The organism is Pseudomonas sp. BO3-4 (assembly GCF_034044115.1).
In the GTDB taxonomy this organism is placed as follows: Bacteria; Pseudomonadota; Gammaproteobacteria; order Pseudomonadales; family Pseudomonadaceae; genus Aquipseudomonas; species Aquipseudomonas alloputida.
Window position 1 is genome coordinate 3,595,544 of sequence record NZ_CP139018.1, and the last position, 19,793, is coordinate 3,615,336.

Below are 19,793 nucleotides of genomic sequence, written 5' to 3' on the forward strand. Positions count from 1 at the left end.
CACTCTGCCCTGGACTGCCCATGAACGTCGCAAAGGATCCTGCAACCCTGCTGCCTGCCAGCACCCTGAACCTGCGCCCGCTGTTGCTGGCCAACATGGCCTGCACCATGTCGATGATGGCCTTCGTCGCCCTGATCGGCCCGATAGCCCGCCAGCTTGGCATGGCCACCTGGCAAGCCGGCGCCGCCGTGACCGTGGCCGGCGTGGTCTGGGTGCTGCTGGCCCGGCCCTGGGGCCGCGCGGCAGACCGCCTGGGCCGCCGGCGCATCCTGCTGCTGGGCAGCGCCGGCTTCACCCTGGCCTACTGGCTGCTGTGCCTGTTCGTCGAAGGCGCACTGCGCTGGATGCCGGGGGCGACCTTGGCGTTCATCGGCCTGATGATCGCGCGTGGTTGCATCGGCGCCTTTTATGCCGCCATCCCGGTAGGCTGCAATGCGCTGATCGCTGACCATGTCGAGCCGCAACGCCGGGCGCGGGCCATGGCCTCACTGGGGGCGGCCAACGCCGTCGGTCTGGTGGTCGGGCCGGCGCTGGCCGCACTGCTGGCGCGGCACAGCCTGAGCCTGCCGTTCCATATCATGTCGCTGCTGCCGGCCACTGCCTTCCTGGTGCTGTTTTTTACCCTCAAACCACAGGCGCTGCCGCACAGCCACGCCCCCAGCCCGGTGCGGCTGAACGACCCGCGCCTGCGCCGGCCGCTGCTGGTGGCATTCAGCGCCATGCTCAGCGTGACCGTGTCGCAGATCATCGTCGGTTTCTTTGCCCTTGACCGCTTGCATCTGGGCCCTGCCGAAGCGGCCCAGGCGGCTGGCATTGCCCTGACCACCGTGGGTGTGGCACTGATGCTGGCCCAGGTGATACTGCGCCAACTGGAGTGGCCACCGCTGAAGATGATCCGGGTGGGTGCCACGGTATCGGCACTGGGCTTTGCCTGTGGCTCGCTGGCCACCACGGCCCCCTGGCTGTGGGCTTGCTATTTTGTTGCGGCGGCCGGCATGGGCTTCGTCTTCCCGGCGTTTTCGGCACTGGCGGCCAATGCCATGCAGGCCTCCGAACAAGGCGCCACGGCCGGCTCCATTGGCGCCGCCCAAGGCATGGGCGCGGTGATCGGGCCGCTCGCCGGTACCTTGGTGTATGCCCTTGATCCGCGCTTGCCATTCCTGGCCGTGGCCGTGCTGTTGCTGCTGGTCGGGCTGTGGCCAATGCCGCGTGAGCAGCGGGTTTGAGAAGCACAGCGCGCAAGGGCGCAGAGTGTGTTTTAATGCGCATCGCTCATTATTATTGACACCTCTGATTACAAGGCGGCTATGGACACGGGGACGCGACTCAAACTGGTGCGTGAACGCAACAACCTCTCCCAACGGGAACTGGCCCGTCGCAGCGGGCTGACCAATTCGACGATCTCGCAGATCGAGCAGAATCGCGTCAGCCCTTCGGTCAGCTCCCTGAAAAAACTACTCGAGGGCATCCCCATGAGCCTGGCGGAGTTTTTCAGCTTCGACGAGCCGGTGCGTGAGGAACGCTACGTATTCCGTGGTGGCGAACAACCCGACCTGGGCCGCAATGGCCTGCGCATGCTGCTGGTCGGCGCCAGCGTCGAAGGCCGCCAAATGCGAATGCTGCGTGAACTGTACGCACCCGGCGCCGACTCTGGCGAGCCGATCGTGCACGCTGAAGGCGAAGAATGCGGGTTGGTCACCCGTGGCACCGTCGAGCTGTGGGTCGACGGCCAGGTCAGCGTCCTCAATTCGGGCGACGGCTACTACATCCCCACGACCCTGCCGCACAGTTTCAAGAACATCGGCCCGGATGAGGCCGAGATCATCAGCGCCAACACGCCGGCGAATTTCTGATCTTGACGCACAGACCTTCACTGAGCGCCCGGGATGTCTATCAGTGCCTGCGTAATGTGGCCCTTGGCGTGCACCACCTTGAGGTGGCTGCACGCCGCGAGGGTGGCTTGGTCGATGTCGGTATCCAGGGCTGGCAACTGACGTTGGCCTTGGATACTGAAGGCTTGGCGCATTGCGTTCATTGCCAAGCCCCCGACGGCGAACAGGCTGGGCTCGAGCACTGGCAGCGCTATGGCACCAACCCCACCGACCTGCTCAGCCTGTGGGAGCGCAGTCAGCTGGAGAGGCTACTGGCCCCCTGACGCAGCGCCTCCTCGACAAAGTCCAGGCGGTCCTGGCCGAAGAACATGCCATCACCGACAAAACAGGTGGGCGCGCCAAACACCCCGCGCGCCACAGCGGCCTCGGTCGCCTGCTTTAGCGCGGCTTTTACTTCGCTGTCAGCGGCCAGGGCATGAAACACCTGCGGGTCGAAGCCTGCCTGCACGAGTGTTTCATTCAGCACAGCGCTGTCGCTCAGGTTGCGGCGCTGTACCCACAGCCCAGTGAACAGCACCGATAGCAATGCCTCGAACCGATCCGGTGAATGCAACTGGGTACCTGTCACGCCGCGCATCAAAGTCAGGGTATTGACCGGAAAGCCCGGCGGCATCCCGAGCGGCACACCGTAGCGTTCGGCAAAGCGTGCCAGGTCGGTAAACATGTAGCGCCCTTTGGCCGGGATCATGGCCGGCGAGGCATTGCCGGTAGCCTGGAAAACCCCGCCAAGCAGCATTGGCCGGTAGCGCAGCGTAGCGCCGTGGCGGGCACACAGGTTCGGCAGTTGGGTCCAGGCCAGGTAACTGGCCGGGCTGCCCAGGTCAAAAAAGAAATCGACAGACGTGTGCATGGTGACGGTCCTTGCGTATTAACGGGGGTTTACCAGCGTTCCATCCAGGGGCGCAGGTCCAGCTCGAACGTCCAGGCGTCGCGGGGCTGGGCGTGCAGGAACCAGTAACTGTCGGCAATGTGCGCCGGATCAAGGATGCCATCCTGGTCTTTGAGGGCATAACGCTCGGGGAAGCTGTCGCGGATGAAGGCCGTGTCGATGGCACCGTCCACCACCACATGGGCGACATGGATGTTGCGTGGCCCCAACTCGCGCGCCATGCTCTGTGCCAGGGCACGCAAGCCATGCTTGGCACCGGCAAAGGCGGCAAAACCGGCTGCGCCGCGGGTACCGGCTGTAGCGCCGGTGAACAGGAGGGTGCCGCGCTCACGCTGAACCATGCGCCGGGCCACCGCCTGCGCGGTGAGGAAACCGGCAAAGCAGGCCATTTCCCAGATCTTGAAGTACTTGCGTGGGGTTTCCTCGAGAATGCTGCACGGCACATTCGCGCCGATATTGAAGACAAATGCCTCAATCGGACCTATATCACGCTCGATAGTCTCCACCAGCGCGGTCACCTCCTCTTCCTTGCGCGCATCAGAGCCAAAACCGTAGGCCTGGCCGCCAGCGGCGTGTATTTCCTCCAGTAGCGGCTGCAGTTTGTCGGCCTGGCGCCGGGTTACGCAGGCAATATAGCCCTCACGCGCAAAGCGCTTGGCGATCTCACCCCCAGTGGCGTCGCCCGCCCCGATCACCAGCACGACTTTTTGTTGTTCTGACATGCCTGCCTCCATGGGTAAATGATCGTTTAGTAAACGAACGCTATGCTATGATCGCGGTCATCGTCAAGCCTGTCTGCCGAGGCATGTGAATGCGCTATTCCAACGAACACAAACAGCAAACCCGCGAACGGTTGCTGGCCAGCAGCGGCGCGCTGGCCAAACGCGGGGGTTTTGCCAGCACCGGCGTGGCCGGGTTGATGAAAGCGATCGGCCTGACCGGCGGTGCCTTCTACAACCACTTCCCGTCCAAGGACGACCTGTTTACCGAGGTGGTACGCCAGGAGCTGAGCAACAGCCCCCTGGCACGCCTGGCTTGCCAAGGCGCCAACCGCGAACGCCTGGGCCGCTGTCTGCAGCAGTACCTGAGCCTGGCCCACCTGCGCAATGCCGAAGGTGGATGCCCGCTACCGCCGCTGGGTGTGGAAATCGCCCGGGCCGACACGCCGGTGCGTGAAGTGGCTGAGCACTGGCTGGTAGAGCTGCACCAGGCCTGGAGCACAACCTTGGAGGATGAGCAGCTGGCCTGGGTGCTGATAAGCCAGTGCGTAGGAGCATTGCTGGTCGGGCGCATGCTGGCCAGTGAAAGCGTGCAAACGCAGGTACTGGGCGCCAGCCGCCAGTTTGTCGAACAGGCCCTGCATGAGACGGATTAGTGCCCTGCTGGGTTTGCTATTGGCCCTGCCAGCGCTTGCCGAACAGGCCTGCCCGCCTGGGCAGTATCAAGTGTGCCTGATGGGCTGCTTCTGCGCCCCGATCGACCCAGGCCAGGCCGGGCAGATCCTCAAGGATGTGGAGGTCATGGCCTCGTCCAGCCTGACCTACGCCTTGCGCCAGGCCCGCGACGAAGCCACGGCCAGCGGAGTGCAGCCGATTCCGTTGCATATTCGGGCGCAGCTTGAACCTTGGTATGACTTTGCCGTGCTCGACGCGGCGCGCTTCCGGGTGGGGGATGAGCAACAGATGAGCGCAGCCAATGCGCTATTGCAGAACCCCGATGTGAACGCCGTTACACTGATCGACACGATCATCTTCCGCCGGGCCGCCGATGCCGAGGACAACGTGGCCTTGTGGGCGCACGAGCTCAAGCATGTGCAGCAGTATCAGGAGCTGGGCGTGGAGGCGTTTGCCCGACGCTATACGCGTAACTACGACGACCTGGAGGGGCCGGCCTACAAGATCGAGGCCGAAGTCGACAAGGCGCTGCGCGAGCGTCGTTCAGGCCTGGCCCGCTGATTGGCCAGGGATGTTGGCCAGCAGGGCCGGCCCTTTCGCGGGTGAACCCGCTCCTACAACGGCATGTGTTCAACTCCCGCTGTGTGTCCGCGACCGCGTAGGAGGGGGTTTACCCGCGAATACGGTGGCGGCTGCGACGGTGAACAGCGGGTAGAGATTGGCCAGCAGGGCCGGCCCTTTCGCGGGTGAACCCGCTCCTACGGGCGACCGCGCAGTATGTTCGAATCTTGAGCAAGGCGTTCACCTTGGGCACGTAAAAGGTCATCTGGCAGACAGCTCTTCGACACTGATCTCGCGCATCCGGAACTTCTGCACCTTGCCCGTAACCGTCATCGGAAACGCGTCGACAAAACGGAAGTACCTGGGCACCTTGAAGTGCGCAATCCTTGCCCTCGCCCACTCACGCAACGCTTCTTCACTGACAGCATGCCCCGGGTGCAGTCGCACCCAGGCCACGATCTCTTCACCGTACTAGCTGCACGGCACGCCAATCACCTGCACATCGGCCACCGCCGGATGGGTGAAGAAGAACTCCTCCAGCTCGCGCGGATAAATGTTCTCGCCGCCGCGAATGATCATGTCCTTGCTGCGTCCGACAATACGCACATAGCCCTGCTCGTCCATCACCGCCAGGTCGCCAGTGTGCATCCAGCCCTCTGCGTCGATGCTCTCGGCGGTGGCTTTGGGGTTGTTCCAGTAACCCAGCATCACGCTGTAGCCGCGGGTGCACAGTTCGCCGATCTCGCCACGCGGGACAGTGTTGCCTTCGGCGTCCACCACCTTGCTCTCCAGCCGGGGCTGGGTGCGACCGACGCTGGTCACGCGACGCTCCAGGTCGTCAGCGGCACCGGTCTGCAAGGACACCGGGCTGGTCTCGGTCATGCCATAGGCAATCTGCACTTCGGCCATGTGCATCTCGCCAATCACCCGGCGCATCACCTCGATCGGGCAGGTCGCGCCGGCCATGATCCCGGTGCGCAGGCTCGACAGGTCGAATTCACCACGCTGCGGATGGTCCAGTTCGGCAATGAACATGGTCGGCACGCCATACAGCGCAGTGGCTTTTTCCTGCGCCACTGCCCGCAGCGTGGCCAGCGGGTCGAAGGCATCGCTGGGGTAAATCAGTGCGCTGCCGTGGGTCATGCAGCCAAGGTTGGCCATGACCATGCCGAAGCAGTGGTACAGCGGCACCGGCACCACCAGCCGATCGTGCTCGGTAAGGCCCAGGCTTTCACCGACCATGTACCCGTTGTTGAGGATATTGCTGTGGCTAAGGGTGGCCCCCTTGGGGAAACCGGTGGTGCCTGAGGTGTACTGGATATTGATCGGGTCGTCGCAACGCAGTTGTGCCTGGCGCGCGGCCAGGGCCTCGCCGCTGACGGCCTCGGCACGGGCCTGCAATGCGTGCCAAGCCAGGAAGCCCGGCGGTGGCGACAGCGCCAGGCTGACCACGCCACGCAGCTCGGGGAAGCGCTCGCAGATCAGCGCGCCCGGTTGGCCGTTGGCCAGGCCCGGGAGCAGGCCCTGCAGCGTGGCGTGGTAATCGGAGGTCTTGAACGCATCGGCACAGATCACCCAGCGGCAGCCGGACTGGCCAAGGGCGTAGTCCAGTTCGCTGGAACGGTAGGCCGGGTTGATGTTGACCAGGATCGCGCCAACCTTGGCGCTGGCGAACTGGGTAATGCACCACTCGGCGCAGTTGGGTGCCCAGATGCCAAGACGGTCACCGGGCTGCACGCCCAGGGCCATCAGCGCGCGGGCGTGCTGGTCGACAGCGTCGGCCAGTTGCCGCCACGTGTAGCGCAGGGCCTGATGGTGAACCACCAGCGCCTCACGCTCGGGGAAGCGGGCCACGGTGGCGTCGAAGGCGTCGCCGATGCATTGGTTCAGCAGGGGCTTGTCCTGGTTGCCCTGGGTGTAGCTTGGCTGGGGCATAGGCGTTCTCTTGTTGTTCTTGTGTTTTCTGTGCTGGCTTCTTCGCGGGTGAACCCGCTCCTACAAAAACCTCCACCGGCCTCAAATGTGGCGCCGTCCTTTGTAGGTTTACCCGCGAAGAGGCACACACCGGTTTAGCGAACGAACACCTGCGGCGTCGTGGTAGACATGTCACCACCCGGCAACTTGATGTTCTTCACCTTTTCCAGCGTATCCGGGTTGAACACCGCCAGGTCATTGAAGGTGCCGCCTAAGTAAAGCTTGTCGCCCTTCTTGTCGAACGTCACGCAGTAGTAGGTGTGCTCCAGATTAGCCGCCTTGATCAGCTTGCGCTGTTTGATGTCGTACTTGGCCAGGCGGTTGAGCACGCCGTAGATCTGGTTCGGGTCCTTGGGCGAGCGCAGGCCGGTGAAGTACAGCTCGGTCAGGTCGGCGAACTCCTGGGTGTGGGTCTTGCCGGTCTTCAGGTCGATGCTCAGGTAGCCATACAGCGGTTCGGCGGTGGCAGGGTCCTGCTTGTCATCCTTGAACCTGGCAATGGTGTACAGCATGGTGAACTCATGGCGCGGGCTCTGGTGCGGCCAGAAGTACAGCACATCCGGGGCGCTGTAGCCTTTGCGGTTCCAGTTGCGCAACGGCAGGGCTACCGAGTATTTGCCGGTCTTCACGTCCATCTTGTAAATGTCCGGCCCGGCAACGTACAGGCTGCCATCGTCGGAGGCGCGCATCAGGTACACCTGGCGCGGCATCGGGAAGGTGCGTACGGGCTTGGCCTGAAGGCCATCGGCGGTGCTGAACACCTCCAGCCGGGGTGGCTTGACCACGTAATGGTCGTTCAGCCTCTGGGTCGGGTTGACCGTGGCATACACCTCTTTGCCGTCTGGGCTGATGGCGAACGAATAGATCGACCGGCCGACTTCACCGGCTACGCTGGACAGGTTGGCGTGGAAGGTGTTCTTGCAAGTGTCCAGGTCGATGCCGTAAATGTCGCCGTAATGGTTGTTGAGCACGTAGGCGGTGCGGTTGTCCGGCGCCATCATCGCGGTGCCAGGGCCGAACTTGTCGGGCATCCGGCAGCTCTTGTAGACCGTGTCACTGGCCACATCGACCACATGCAGGTTGTTCGGGTAGTTGGTCACGATCATGTATTCGTGGCCAGCCTTGAGTGCCGGGCCAGTGTCGTCGGCCTGTGCCTGCCCGGCGCAAGCCATGGCGGCGATGGTGAGCGCCAATGGCGCGCAGCGTCCAGCTTTCATGCGGTTTCCCCTTGTCATTCTTGTTGGGCCGTCACTTGTCTTTCGGGAACACGGTGCCGAGGTTGCGCCAGTCCTCTGCCGAGTTGGTCGCCTGGGCGTTCCAGTCCTGGTAGGTGCTCATCATGTCCGGCACCTGGGCCGGCCACCAGCAAGGGTCGGAACAACCATAAAGGTCGGCCTCCATCGGCTGGCACAGCGAGCTCACGCCGCCAAAGGCGTCCACCTCCCAGCCGGGGTCGGTAGTGGCCGTGCAGCCGGCCACCGCGCTCATCGCCATCACGTCTTCGACACGGTCTTCGGCGGCGGCCTGCTCCAGGATGCGCGCCTTGTTGTTCAGGGGCTTCAAGTGCTTCATGTCAATGCGCCTTCCGCGGGGTGATGTAGCGATCGATGAAGGCCGGGTTGGCGGCCATGATGCGGCTGTAGACTTCAATGCCGAAGTCCACCCAGTCGCGCATCAGTTCGCAGTAGTGATACGTCGGGTGCTGCGGGTCGCCGTAGCGCGCATAGCTTTCGTGGTAGCAGCCGCCGGAGCACAGGTTGCGGATACGACAGCTTTCACAGCCGGTGTTGCTGCGGTCCAGGCGCTGCGACAGGAAGTCGTTGAGCTGCACCTGCTTCACGCCCTGGTGCACGTTACCGAAGGTGGGCAGGCTGGAGCCGGTGAAGCGGTGGCACAGGTTCAACTCACCTTCGTGGTCCACTGCCAGCATCTTCAACCCGGCGCCACACGGCAGGGCCTTCTTGTGGCCTTCGTGGATGTCGGTGATCAGCTGATGCAGGTTGGAGAACCCGATGTTGCGGTGCTCCAGTGCCGCCTCCAGGTAGCGCCGGCCGAGCGCCTTCATGTTGGCGAAGACTTGCACCAGCTCGTCGCCAGTGAGGTTGAAGTCGGCCATGTCGCCAGAGGTAACCGGGGCAAAGCCGACCTCGGCGAAACCCATTTCGTTGAACAGGTGGTTCCAAATGGTTTCAACGTCAGTAATGCCACGGGTCAGCGTGACCCGCGCGCCCACCGGCCGGCTGGTGTAGCGCGACAGCAGCAGGTCGGCCTTGCGCCGCACCACGTCATAGGTGCCCTGCCCGCCCACGGTGATACGGTTGCGGTCATGCACGGTCTTGGGGCCATCGATGCTGATCGACAGGCCAAAGCGGTGGGCGTTGAGCCAATCGATGATTTCTTCGGTCAGCAAAGTAGCGTTGGTGGTCATGATGAACTCCACCTGCTTGCCCGCTTCGGCGAACCGCCGCTCGCAGTAAGCCACCATGTGTTCGATCAACGGCCGGTTGGACAGCGGTTCGCCACCGAAGAACACCACGCTGTAGCGCTGCTCGTTGGGTGATTCCTTGAGCAGCATCTCCACCGAGGCTTCGGCGGTGGCGGTACTCATCTTCTTGCCGGCGGAAGGCTTGTCCAGGTCTTCCTTGTAGCAATAGGTGCAGCTGAGGTTGCAACCGGTGTTGACGTTGAGCACCACGGTGTTAAGTGCGGTGCGCTCGACTTGCCTGAGGGCGATTTCCGGGGTCAGCGGCGAGCCGTCGCTGACCAGCTCCAGCGCGATCAGCTCGCGCAGGGTGTCCTGGATATCGTCGCCGGCAAACTGCTGGCCAAGGCGCTGCATCAGCTCCTCGGCCGAGCAGCCTTGCTGGCGCAAGGTGTCGATGATGCCGCCGGTCACCGCGTCAGCGGTAAACAGCGAACTGCTGGGGATATGGAACAGCATGCGGTCGGCATCAACCTGTACTTCGTGCAGGTTGCGTTCGACCAGGTTCAGTAGTACGCCCATGGCGACCTCCCGATAATCGATCCGTTGGAAAACCGTTGCAGCCTGCCGTTACGGCAGCGGCGGGTTATTCCAGCGCTGTACGGTGACGATCATGTGCCCTTCGCCGGTCTGGCCACCGTCGGCCAGCGTGGCGATGACCTTCAGGTTACCGGCGTTGTTGGTCATCATCTTGCGCTCAGGGTTGGGCCCGGCACCGCCTGGCACGAACACACCGTCGGCCTGCATCTGCCCGGCGAACTTGACGTCTTCATCCTCGACAGCACGCTCGTTGAACGGCTCGACCTTCCAGCTGGCCGGCAGGTAGCCGATACGCAGCGGCTGGCCATTGGCATCCTTGCCCCAGGCTTCGGCCTCGAACCGCCCCTGCACTTTCGGCACGGAGGCGCCGTTCTCACCAATGCGCGCGATGGAGAACGCCGGCACGACCTTCACTTCATCGACTTTGTCGTAAACCGCCAGGTTCACGCCCTTGAGCGCACCTACCGCCACCTCGCGCAGCCCTGGCCTGGCATCGGCCGCGGCACGGGCCTTGACCCTTACCAGGGTCGGGGTCTGCTCCAGCACTTCGGTCACTACCACCCCGGCGCCCAGGTCCGGCTTGCCAGTCAGGCCGCTGCCAACCAGGGTGATTTCGCTTTCGCCTCCGGCTTTGATGAACGCCGGTTGTACCGCCAGCAACTGCGCCTTGCCTTCTTTTACGGCGCTGAAGTCCAGGCCGCGCTCATCGTGATCGGCTTCGAACATACGGCCTTTCATTTCGCCATCCAGCGCGGCGAACACCTGACGCAGGTTGGCATCGCCAACCTTCACATTGCCCCGCCATTCATAACCGTTGTACAGGATGGCCGAGCCGCTGCCGTTGAACGGTGTACCGTCGGCGTAAGCGCCCTTGACCTCGACCTTGAAGGTATCGCCCTCTCCGGCCGTGACGCTCATTACCCCACGTACATCGCCCTTGGCCAGCATATGGCCGCTGAATGCCCACTGCCCCGGCAGTACGTCCGCCTTGGGTTTGGCCTTCTGCCATTCGTCCCAGGCCGCGCTGTCCATCGGGAAGCGCTTGGCAAGGTCCGGCACCACTTGCTGCAGGGCGATCGGCAGCCAGTCGCGGTCACGCGCCTGGGCCTGGTATTCAAGGGACGGCCATTGGCCAAGGTGGAAGTGGACCAGGTGTTCCCACTCCTTGGCCGGGCGCCGTTGCAAGGCGACACGGGCACCCGAGTGGCAACGGCCACAGGTCTCGCTGAGCTGGGTGTCGAAGTGCTCGACGGTATTGAGCCGACGCTCCATGGCGTAACGCACGCCATCGGTTTCGCTGGGCGCCAGGCCCTGTTTGTCGGCCAGGTATTTGACCAGCGTGCGACGGTCGTCGTCGCTGATCTGAAGGCCATGCATCACCTGCATGCGGGCGATGCTCATCAGCCAGCCTTCCGGCGTCTTGCGCTGGTGGCTGATGCGGCTATAGGTGTCGTTGCCTTCGGGGATATGGCACCCCATGCACTTGTTCTGCAACAGGCTCGGGCCCTGCTCGGCCGCCATGGCCTGGGTGCTCAGCAGCGCGGCGGCGACCAGCGCCAGTTTGCCCGCATGCCGCCGGAGTCGAGTCGTCTTCAAGGTCAGACCTCCACGGTTGTTGTTCTTATCGTTTTCGCACGCTTTGGTACAGCAGGTGTGCATGTGACGGTTGTGATACAGGAACTGTGCCAGTTAGGGTAAAAGCGTTTCCTTTCAACCCTTTAAGCGGTTTTCGGGGCTTGGCCAGGAGCCGGGATGGCCATTTGCAGCGTGCCATTTCGCGACAGGGTGTTTCATGTTGAGACAGGGCCCGCGAAGAGGCCGAACAGCCACTGTTTCACCACCGTCTCACACCGTCTCAATGTGCAACAGCGCAACCTGGCAAACGCAGCCTTGCGCTCAGGCAAAACCCAACGCCCACAACGCTTTGCGGCCATCTGCCCAGGTTGGCACGGCCATTGCGCCAGTGCCCGTCACATCCAATGACAAGAGGCACAGCCCCATGCTTTCCGAACTGCCCATCCTGCCCGCCACCCGCGCCTTTCTCGAACGCAAGCTGAAGATGCGCATCGGTGCCGACTGGCAGGACGCCGCCAGCGGTCGCACCCTGTCGTTCCGCAACCCGGCCACCGGCGAGGTGCTGGGTGAAGTGCCGGCCGCCGAGGCCGAAGATGTCGACCGCGCCGTGCGCGCTGCGCGCCAGGCCTTCGACGACTCGCCCTGGAGCCGCATGCGCCCGCGCGAGCGGCAGAACCTGCTGTGGCGCCTGGCCGACCTGATGGAGCGCGATGCGCGTCAGCTGGCCGAACTGGAATGCCTGAACAATGGCAAGAGCGCCGCCGTGGCCCAGATGATGGACGTGCAACTGGCCATCGACTTCCTGCGCTATATGGCGGGCTGGGCCACCAAGATCGAGGGTAGCACCGTCGAAGCGTCCATGCCGTTGATGCCCAACGACCAGTTCCATGGCTTCGTGCGCCGCGAGGCAGTGGGCGTGGTGGGCGCCATCGTTGCCTGGAACTTCCCACTGCTGCTGGCCTGCTGGAAGCTCGGCCCGGCACTGGCCACTGGCTGCACGGTGGTGCTCAAGCCTGCCGATGAAACCCCACTGAGCGTGCTCAAGCTGGCCGAGCTGGTCGACGAGGCCGGCTACCCGGCCGGCGTGTTCAACGTGGTTACCGGTACCGGCCTGAACGCCGGCGCCGCGCTCAGCCGCCACCCCGGCGTAGATAAACTGACCTTCACCGGCTCCACCGAGGTCGGCAAGCTGATCGGCAAGGCGGCCATGGACAACATGACCCGCGTCACCCTGGAACTGGGCGGCAAATCGCCGACCATCGTCATGCCCGACGCCAACCTGCAGGAAGCCGCAGTCGGTGCGGCCACGGCGATCTTCTTCAACCAGGGCCAGGTGTGCTGCGCAGGCTCGCGGCTGTATGTGCACCGCAAGCACTTCGACAATGTGGTGGCCGACATCGCCGCAATTGCCAATGCCATGAAGCTGGGCAACGGGCTGGACCCGGCGGTGCAGATGGGCCCGCTGATTTCAGCCAAGCAGCAGGACCGCGTCACCGGCTACATCGAGCTTGGCCGCGAACTGGGTGCAACCATCGCCTGCGGGGGTGAAGGTTTCGGGCCTGGTTACTTCGTCAAGCCGACGGTGATTGTCGATGTGGACCAGCGTCACCGCCTGGTACAGGAAGAAATATTCGGGCCGGTGCTGGTGGCGATGCCATTCGATGACATCGACGAAGTGATCGGCATGGCCAACGACAATCCCTACGGCCTGGGTGCAAGTATCTGGTCCAACGACCTGGCCGCCGTGCACCGCATGATCCCGCGCATCAAGTCCGGCTCGGTGTGGGTCAACTGCCACAGCGCGCTGGACCCGGCGCTGCCGTTTGGTGGCTACAAGATGTCTGGCGTTGGTCGTGAGATGGGTTCAGCGGCCATCGAGCACTACACCGAGCTGAAATCGGTGTTGATCAAGCTCTGATCCTTTTTCCTGTACCGGCCTCTTCGCGGGTAAACCCGCTCCTACACCCGGTATCACGTGCCTTGTGGGCGCGGATTCACCCGCGAAGAGGCCGGTACAGGCGACACAAAAACAACAATAAAAACCATGGAGCAAACCCATGAGGCACACACTCGCCTGCACATTGGCCCTGCTGTTAACCGCCCCCGCCAGCCAAGCCTACGAGCTGTACAACCACGATGGCACCAGCCTCAACGCCAACCTCGAAGCCCTGTTCGGCGTCTTCCACAGCGACGAAAGCTTCAACCAGGCCGGCAACCGCCAACCCGGCAGCACCGCCTGGCAGGAAGGCTACGTCAAATACGGCCTCAGCGGCAGCCAGACCCTGGCCGATAGCGGCACCCTCTACGGCGCCTTCAGCCTGCTCAGTTCCGCCACCTGGGGCGATGGCGACGCCGCCGGCCTGACGTTGGGCGACGAACGCCGTACCGCCATCGAGGACTTGTACCTGGGCTGGCGCTCGGCCAACCTGTTCCCGGCGCTGGGCGAAGATGGCGTGGACATTTCCGGTGGCCGCCAGGTCGTCACCCTGGGTGATGGTTTTCTGATCCAGGGTGACCCGGTCAACCTGGGCAAGGTCGACCTGGGGGCCAACTTCGATCGCGGCGGTGCCTACTACCTGGCCGCACGCAAGGCCTTCGACCGTACCGCCGTGCTGCGCCTGGGTGGCAACCAGGGCTGGCGCGGTGACCTGATGTGGTTGAAGTCCGACAACCATTACCAGGCCGACACTTCCCTGGCGGTCGCCAACCTGGAGCACGTCGCCGATACCGGTACCGTCGGCCTGAGCTGGATCCGCGGCCTCGACGTGGACCAGCGCTACGCGCAGATCATGGGCCTGGAACACCGCGACGGCATGGACACCGCCAGCCTGCGCGGGCGCGGCAACCTGGGCGTCAAAGACCTGGAGCTGGCCGCCGAGTACGTGACCCAGGACAAGACCGGCGGGCGCGAGAATGCCTGGTACCTGGAGGGCAACTGGACCTTCTCCCAACTGCCCTGGTCACCCACCGCCACCTACCGCTACAGCCGCTTCTCCGAAGGCTTCGACCCGCTGTTCTATGGCCTGAGCCGGGGTTACGGCACCTGGTTCCAGGGTGAAGTGGCAGCCAACTATGCCGGTCCGTTCAACAAGAACAGCCAAGTGCACCATGTAGCGCTGAAGGGCAAGCCACGGGACAACCTGACCGTCGGCGCGCTGTACTTCGACTTCGACACGCTGGACACCGACCAGGGCAACCTTGGTGGGCGCGAGCTGGACCTGTATGTGGAATGGATGGTCAACGACCACCTGCTGATCAGCCCGGTGGTGGGGTTCTACAAGCCGGAGCGCAGTGCGGCCAATGGCGGTACGCAGTTGGGCGGGCGGGATACCGGGACTTACCTGCAATTGATTGTCGGGACCTTTTTCTGATTAGAAATCCCGGGCCGCTTTGCGGCCCATCAGCACATCTGCCAAACCAGACGCTCAAGCGTAATGGCTCGCCAATTTTTTGCTCATACTTTTCATCTTGCAGTACCTGACCGGCACACCGCGAGGAAGCCCCCCATATATTGGGTAATACGCTCGTGGTCCGCCTTGTCGCGCCCAGACTTTAATATCTTCGGGCAATGTAGGTAGCAATTTAACACTCGACAATCAACCGGGGTGAATGTATTGATCGAGCCACGAACGAGTGGGGTCTGAGCTTCAGCAAGCAATGCCTCCATAGACCCTGTCAATTTTGCCAGTAGCTTCTAGTCTCTCAAGCTGCACATCATTCATCTCCCATGGATGATTTTCTGAGAGAACCGGAGATTGACATGAGATTTTTTTATCAAGGCGCACATCAACATAGCTGCATCGAGAAAACCACTGCCCGTACAGCTTTTCGCCAGGGCGAGCAACTGCTCGCACTGCAGCAATCAGGTTTGCTGCCGCGTACATCGTTAATGCCAACAGACGTGGCCAACTCCGTTTTTGAACATGAACGCAGAGCTATCGCCTATTCCCCTTATGGCCATGACGGACTGAAAAACCCCATCCATTTCGGATTCAAAGGAGAATACCGCGATACACTCACGGGAAATTATCTTCTGGGCAACGGCTACAGGCTATACAATCCGGTTATTATGCGATTCCAAAGTCCCGATCATGATGCTCCATTCGATCGGGGTGGAATTAATGCCTATACCTACGTGTTGGGCGACCCCATAAACTTACGAGACCCTTCTGGGCATCAACCCATCGGTATCGGAAAAATAGCCTTTAGCTATGAAGGCTGGGCTGCGAGGTTGGATGATCTTGCAGTTTTCTGGACCTCGGACTTGTCAAGTCCCACCGGGCTCGTCTTGAACATCTACGGGCATGGAGCACCAGGAAAAATTCAGATGAGTCGGGGTAACCTGATATCGGGTACCAAGATGCTAGCGGCCCTCAACGATGAGCTGGGCATCGATGCTTCCCAACAACCCATCCATCTAATCTCCTGTTACTCTGCAAACCGTCCTCATGGCGGTGGACTTTCGATGATGGAACAACTCATGAACAAGACTCAATCATCTGTGACGGGATATCAGGGCCCCGTACACGTCCGTGAGGTGTATACCCCTGACCGCTATGCAATCGAAATTGTCGAGTCCAACACTTTCAAGCCAGGCTCAGAAAACCATAAGAAATTTCTCTACCATCCGGTGACAATTTCTCCAGGCAATACGGAGGCCTTAGCTCTTCATCCCAGGGATAATTACTCATTAAGCAATAACATCAGACGGCTGTAAGAGTGAACGTGCCCCCCCCCCCATGACCCAGACCTCAAGTGCGGTGTCCAGTAGGGCTGATTTACCGCCTCCTGGTCTCAAACCAAGCCAACCCCTGCTCCCTTAGCCACCGCCGCACGCTCCTCTGCTGTTCACCCGCAAGCCCCGACAATACCGCCTCAACAGGCCGCCCACTGCGTATTTGTCGCACCACAGGCGCCAGTTCCACCCCCTGCAAATGCCAAACCCCCAGCGGCTGGTCCGCCGTCACCACGACCTCGGCTTCATCCACCAGCCCGTCACGCAGCACCGGCCGCCGCTCAACCCGCACCGCTTGCCAATCAGCCGCCTGATGCAGGGGGTGCGCATCCGGCCAGCCTTGGCGGCGTGACCAGAACGGTTGCCCCACCCGGCTTTGTTCCTGGGCATAAAAATCCCGGCCAATGCGGGCAAAACGCAAGAACAGCTGCTCGACCCGCTGCTGGTGAAACTGCCGCGCCAGCTCGGCCCGCTCAGGCCTGCGCAGCAACGTATTGATCACCACTGGCGCCTGCAATGCCGAAGAGAGCGACTGAAAAATCCCGTTGCCCGACAGCGGGTCAACGGCCATGGCGGCATCCCCCACCCGGATCCAGTCCTGCCCGACACATTCACCCGCCAGAATGGCGGTACTGCTGCGTGCATGCACCTGTGCCGGTATCAATGCCTGACCGTCGAACAGCTCGGCTACCAACGCGCTGCGGCCCCGCAACGCCACGCAGTAAGCTGCCAACCCAGCTTTCCCCGGCAGCCCGGCAGCGTCCTGGGTGACTTGCCAGTAACAGCGGCCATCTTCCAGCCGTGCCATCCACGCCCAGCCATCCTCCAGGCTCTCCACCGCCGACGCAGGCGCACCCGGGCTACCCTGCCAGACATTGAGCAGGCTGACCGTTTCCGGCCCACGCAGGCGGTCTGTGGCCAGGGGCGCCTGACGGCCTCGGGCCTCGACCAGGAAATCAGCGGTCAGCACCTGCCCATCGTCCAGGCGCACATGATGACCGCCCCCCGGCACGACCTCACGCACCCGCCCCTCGACCACACTCACGCCTGCGCGCTGAAGGTCTTCGCGCAGCGCCTGGTCAAAACGTTGCCGGTCGAGCAAAAACTCCTGGTTCATGTGCAGGTGCTGGCCGTTCCAGAGCACCTGGCGAGTGGCCGGCATGGCCGCCTGGCTCAAGGCCCCACCCAGGCCTGCATGACGCAAGCCCTCCAGCACCCGCTGCGAAACACCTTCAACTGCCGCGAAACGGCGCCACTCCGACACCACCGTCACGGTGTAACCCAGCCGCCGCAAGCCAATGGCCGTGGCGGCACCCGCAGGGCCGGCGCCCAGCACCACAATGCGCGGCTCAACCATGGCTGGGCCCCCGTCGCTCTGGGCCGATGAACGCCGCGTGATCGCGCAACCAGTCATGGACCTGCTGGCGATCCCTACCCGGCTCGTCACGCAGCAAAGCCGCAATCCTTCCGCTCAAAGCCGCACAGCCCAAGCTCGCACCTGCTCGGCCGCCCGCCCCCACATAACCACCAAAGTCCGCCTGCCGGGTGCCAAGCCAGGACCACTGGCCGGGCGCACAACGCGCATCACCGGTCAGTCGAAACACCCCAGGGTAGCTGGCCGGGTAGACCGGCCCACCCTGTGCCGGGCTGGATGCACACAACAGCACGCCAGCCGCCAGCGCCTCGGCACAAGCCTGATGCAGCACGGGCCGGTCCTGCTGCAAGCCCAGGCTGAGGTTGATCAGCGTCGCCCCCGACTCCACCAGCCACAGCAATGCGGCAGCCACCTGCAACGCACTGGTGCTGGCCTGAGCACTGAACACCTGGGCCACCAGCACCGACACCGGACCGGCCTCGTGTTGCAAGCTGGCGAGCACCGCACTGCCGTGCCCAAGCTGGTCGGGGAGCATTTCACCTTCGCGCAACTGGCTGTCTTCCAGCCAGAAACGGCGGGCGTCCCGCAAGCCGTTGGCCTGCTCCGGCGAGCAGCCGCTGTCGATGATGCCAACGCGCACGTCAGTGCCCATGCTTGATCACCTCCTGCGCCAGCACCTGCAACTGACCGTCATGCAGTTGCAGATGCAGGTCGGCATCGGCCAGGGTCGAAGCCCGGTGGCTGATCAGGATGCGCGTACGGCCGGCGAACAGCTGGTCGATGGCCGCGATCACTTCACGTTCGGTTGCCTCATCCACCGCCGAAGTGGCCTCGTCCAGCACCAGGATCGCCGGGGCCTGCAATACCGCGCGGGCAATGGCAATACGCTGCTTCTGCCCCCCGGACAACTGCTGGCCACGCTCGCCCAGCAGGCCGTCCAGGCCCAACGGCAGGCTGTCGACCAGGCTGTCCAGCCGCGCCAGGCGCACCACCCGTTCCAGTTCATCACGGCTGGCCTCGGGCACGCCATAAGCCAGGTTCTGCGCCAAGGTGCCACGGAACAGCACGATGTCCTGGCTGACCACGGCGATTCGCCTGCGCAGCGCAGCCAGGTCCAGGTGGCGCAGGTCGACGCCGTCCAGCAGGATGCGCCCGGCGTCCGGGTCGTAGAAGCGCTGCAGCAGGTCGATCAGGGTTGACTTGCCCACGCCGGAGGCACCGCTGATGGCGACTTTCAGGCCACCCGGGATGCTCACCTGCACGTTGTTCAGTACCGCACCCTGGCGCCCCTCATGGGCAAAGCTCAGCGCCTCCAGGCGCAACTCGCCTGGGCCATCGGGGATGGGCTGCGGATTGACTGCCTGATGCACGGTCACCGCTTCGCGCTTGAGCTCCATGACCCGCCCCAGGCTCACGGCCATGCGCTGCACCGCCACATACAGGCCCAGCAGGCTCTGCACCGGCCCCACGGCCATGCCCATGTAGGTAGAAAAGGCGATCAACGCGCCCAACTGCCAGGTACCCTGGATCACCCACCAGCCACCGACCAGGAACGCACAGGCGCGGCACCACGAGGTGAGCGTGCCGGGGATAGCCTGGGTGAAGAATTCGGTCACCTGCACCTTCAGCAGCTGGCGCATGTAACCTTGCCCAAGCTGGTCCAGGCGCCCTGCTTCCCGGCCTTGCTGGCCGGCCGCCTGAATGAACTTCATCGCCGGCAGGGTCTCGACCAGAAAAGACGACACATCCGCCGAGCGCTCACGCAGGTTGCGCACTTCGCGTTCCACCTTGCGCCGCATCCAGCGCAGCCACAGCACCTCGATCGGCACCAGCAGCGCCAACAACAGGGACAACTGCCACGACAGCATCAGCATCAACGCCACCGCGCCCACCAGGCCGATCACCGCCGACACCGCCGAGAACAGCGAGTCCACGGCAAAGCGCTGGATCTCTGCCACATCGCCATCCAGCCGCGAAAGAATGTCGCCGATACGCCGCCGCCCGTAAAAGGTCGGCGACAACTGTTGCAGATGGCGGTAAAGGTCGTCGCGCAAGGCGAACAGGATGCGCCCCGACAGGCGCGTGTGCAGGTAGCGGTTGACCCCAGCCAGCACCGTGCCCAGCAGGCCCGCGCCGATCATGATTGCCGCCATGTGCCAGAGGGTCTGGTAGTCCTTGGCCAACAGCCCTTCGTCGATCAGGGTTTTGACCAGCCAGGGTTGCGCCAGCGCCAGCAGCGATGCACCCAGCGACAAGCCGAGCAACAGGCCGATGGCACGCCGGTGTGGGCGCACGAAACCATACAGCCAGGCCAACGCCTGGCGCATGAGTACAGGGTCGCTGGAATCCACCAGCCTTGCGAACAGGCCGCCCACG

Annotated in this window: 17 protein-coding genes and 1 pseudogene; 8 read left to right on the forward strand and 10 right to left on the reverse strand. The window is 63.2% G+C overall.

Translation table 11 applies throughout. The features are described 5' to 3' along the window. Positions 1 to 20: 20 nt before the first annotated feature. The 3 genes from REH59_RS16765 to REH59_RS16775 all read left to right on the forward strand — a co-directional run bounded on the left by REH59_RS16765 (position 21) and on the right by REH59_RS16775 (position 2,155). The gene (locus tag REH59_RS16765; RefSeq protein WP_003248036.1) at positions 21 to 1,226 is read left to right on the forward strand and encodes an MFS transporter; all 1,206 of its coding nucleotides are present in this window, start codon (positions 21 to 23) and stop codon (positions 1,224 to 1,226) included. Positions 1,227 to 1,307: 81 nt separating this feature from the next. After that, on the forward strand, positions 1,308 to 1,853 hold the full coding sequence (locus REH59_RS16770) for a cupin domain-containing protein (protein WP_003248033.1): 546 nt from the start codon (positions 1,308 to 1,310) through the stop codon (positions 1,851 to 1,853). Positions 1,854 to 1,855: 2 nt separating this feature from the next. Then, a complete protein-coding gene (locus tag REH59_RS16775) occupies positions 1,856 to 2,155 on the forward strand; it encodes a DUF7693 family protein (RefSeq protein ID WP_245150120.1) in 300 nt (99 codons plus the stop codon). Here REH59_RS16775 and REH59_RS16780 read toward each other — a convergent pair. Together REH59_RS16780 and REH59_RS16785 are read right to left on the reverse strand one after the other, a co-directional pair. Then, entirely contained in the window at positions 2,128 to 2,742 is a 615-nt protein-coding gene (locus REH59_RS16780) for a 2-hydroxychromene-2-carboxylate isomerase (protein ID WP_014859931.1), read from the reverse strand. The two genes, REH59_RS16775 and REH59_RS16780, sit on opposite strands and share 28 nt — an antisense overlap. Before the next feature lie 29 nt (positions 2,743 to 2,771). After that, positions 2,772 to 3,503, reverse strand: coding sequence for an SDR family oxidoreductase (locus REH59_RS16785; RefSeq protein ID WP_014859932.1), 732 nt, complete (start codon positions 3,501 to 3,503; stop codon positions 2,772 to 2,774). 89 nt (positions 3,504 to 3,592) lie between these two features. Between REH59_RS16785 and REH59_RS16790 the strand changes: the two genes are divergently transcribed. Next, on the forward strand, positions 3,593 to 4,156 hold the full coding sequence (locus REH59_RS16790; protein WP_012052551.1) for a TetR/AcrR family transcriptional regulator: 564 nt from the start codon (positions 3,593 to 3,595) through the stop codon (positions 4,154 to 4,156). Next, on the forward strand, positions 4,143 to 4,736 hold the full coding sequence (locus REH59_RS16795; RefSeq protein ID WP_014859933.1) for a DUF4157 domain-containing protein: 594 nt from the start codon (positions 4,143 to 4,145) through the stop codon (positions 4,734 to 4,736). The genes REH59_RS16790 and REH59_RS16795 overlap by 14 nt, the downstream gene beginning before the upstream one ends. A 261-nt stretch (positions 4,737 to 4,997) precedes the next feature. On the opposite strand, the pseudogene REH59_RS16800 reads toward REH59_RS16795, so the two are convergent. The 5 genes and pseudogenes from REH59_RS16800 to peaA all read right to left on the reverse strand — a co-directional run bounded on the left by REH59_RS16800 (position 4,998) and on the right by peaA (position 11,328). Further along, a pseudogene (locus REH59_RS16800) lies at positions 4,998 to 6,671 on the reverse strand (fatty acid CoA ligase family protein). 134 nt (positions 6,672 to 6,805) lie between these two features. Further along, on the reverse strand, positions 6,806 to 7,927 hold the full coding sequence (gene peaD, locus REH59_RS16805; protein WP_014859935.1) for a quinohemoprotein amine dehydrogenase subunit beta: 1,122 nt from the start codon (positions 7,925 to 7,927) through the stop codon (positions 6,806 to 6,808). A gap of 31 nt (positions 7,928 to 7,958) precedes the next feature. Next, positions 7,959 to 8,282 (reverse strand): quinohemoprotein amine dehydrogenase subunit gamma, encoded by a 324-nt coding sequence (gene qhpC, locus REH59_RS16810; RefSeq protein WP_003248007.1) that lies wholly within the window; start codon positions 8,280 to 8,282, stop codon positions 7,959 to 7,961. 1 nt (position 8,283) lies between these two features. Beyond that, the gene (gene peaB, locus REH59_RS16815) at positions 8,284 to 9,714 is read right to left on the reverse strand and encodes a quinohemoprotein amine dehydrogenase maturation protein (protein WP_014859936.1); all 1,431 of its coding nucleotides are present in this window, start codon (positions 9,712 to 9,714) and stop codon (positions 8,284 to 8,286) included. Positions 9,715 to 9,762: 48 nt separating this feature from the next. After that, positions 9,763 to 11,328, reverse strand: coding sequence for a quinohemoprotein amine dehydrogenase subunit alpha (peaA, locus tag REH59_RS16820; protein WP_014859937.1), 1,566 nt, complete (start codon positions 11,326 to 11,328; stop codon positions 9,763 to 9,765). A 403-nt stretch (positions 11,329 to 11,731) separates the two neighbouring features. Between peaA and REH59_RS16825 the strand changes: the two genes are divergently transcribed. The 3 genes from REH59_RS16825 (at position 11,732) to REH59_RS16835 (ending at position 16,024) form a co-directional block, all read left to right on the forward strand. Further along, positions 11,732 to 13,225 (forward strand): aldehyde dehydrogenase family protein, encoded by a 1,494-nt coding sequence (locus tag REH59_RS16825; RefSeq protein ID WP_014859938.1) that lies wholly within the window; start codon positions 11,732 to 11,734, stop codon positions 13,223 to 13,225. Positions 13,226 to 13,364: 139 nt separating this feature from the next. Further along, positions 13,365 to 14,678, forward strand: a complete 1,314-nt coding sequence (locus REH59_RS16830; RefSeq protein WP_014859939.1) for a hypothetical protein — start codon at positions 13,365 to 13,367, stop codon at positions 14,676 to 14,678. 356 nt (positions 14,679 to 15,034) lie between these two features. Next, entirely contained in the window at positions 15,035 to 16,024 is a 990-nt protein-coding gene (locus REH59_RS16835; protein WP_082423820.1) for an RHS repeat-associated core domain-containing protein, read from the forward strand. A 61-nt stretch (positions 16,025 to 16,085) separates the two neighbouring features. On the opposite strand, the gene REH59_RS16840 is transcribed toward REH59_RS16835, so the two are convergent. Genes REH59_RS16840 through REH59_RS16850 form a run of 3 tightly spaced genes read right to left on the reverse strand, consistent with a single transcriptional unit; the run spans position 16,086 to position 19,792 of the window. Next, the gene (locus REH59_RS16840) at positions 16,086 to 17,399 is read right to left on the reverse strand and encodes an NAD(P)/FAD-dependent oxidoreductase (protein WP_320450329.1); all 1,314 of its coding nucleotides are present in this window, start codon (positions 17,397 to 17,399) and stop codon (positions 16,086 to 16,088) included. Then, complete coding sequence (locus REH59_RS16845; RefSeq protein ID WP_014859942.1) at positions 17,392 to 18,069, reverse strand: subtilisin-like serine protease QhpE; 678 nt, start codon at positions 18,067 to 18,069, stop codon at positions 17,392 to 17,394. The genes REH59_RS16840 and REH59_RS16845 overlap by 8 nt, the downstream gene beginning before the upstream one ends. Continuing rightward, positions 18,059 to 19,792 carry an ABC transporter ATP-binding protein gene (locus tag REH59_RS16850; protein WP_014859943.1) on the reverse strand — a complete coding sequence of 578 codons (1,734 nt, stop codon included), beginning with the start codon at positions 19,790 to 19,792 and terminating at the stop codon, positions 18,059 to 18,061. Before REH59_RS16850 ends, REH59_RS16845 begins: the two co-directional genes overlap by 11 nt. Between the last annotated feature and the right edge of the window lies 1 nt (position 19,793).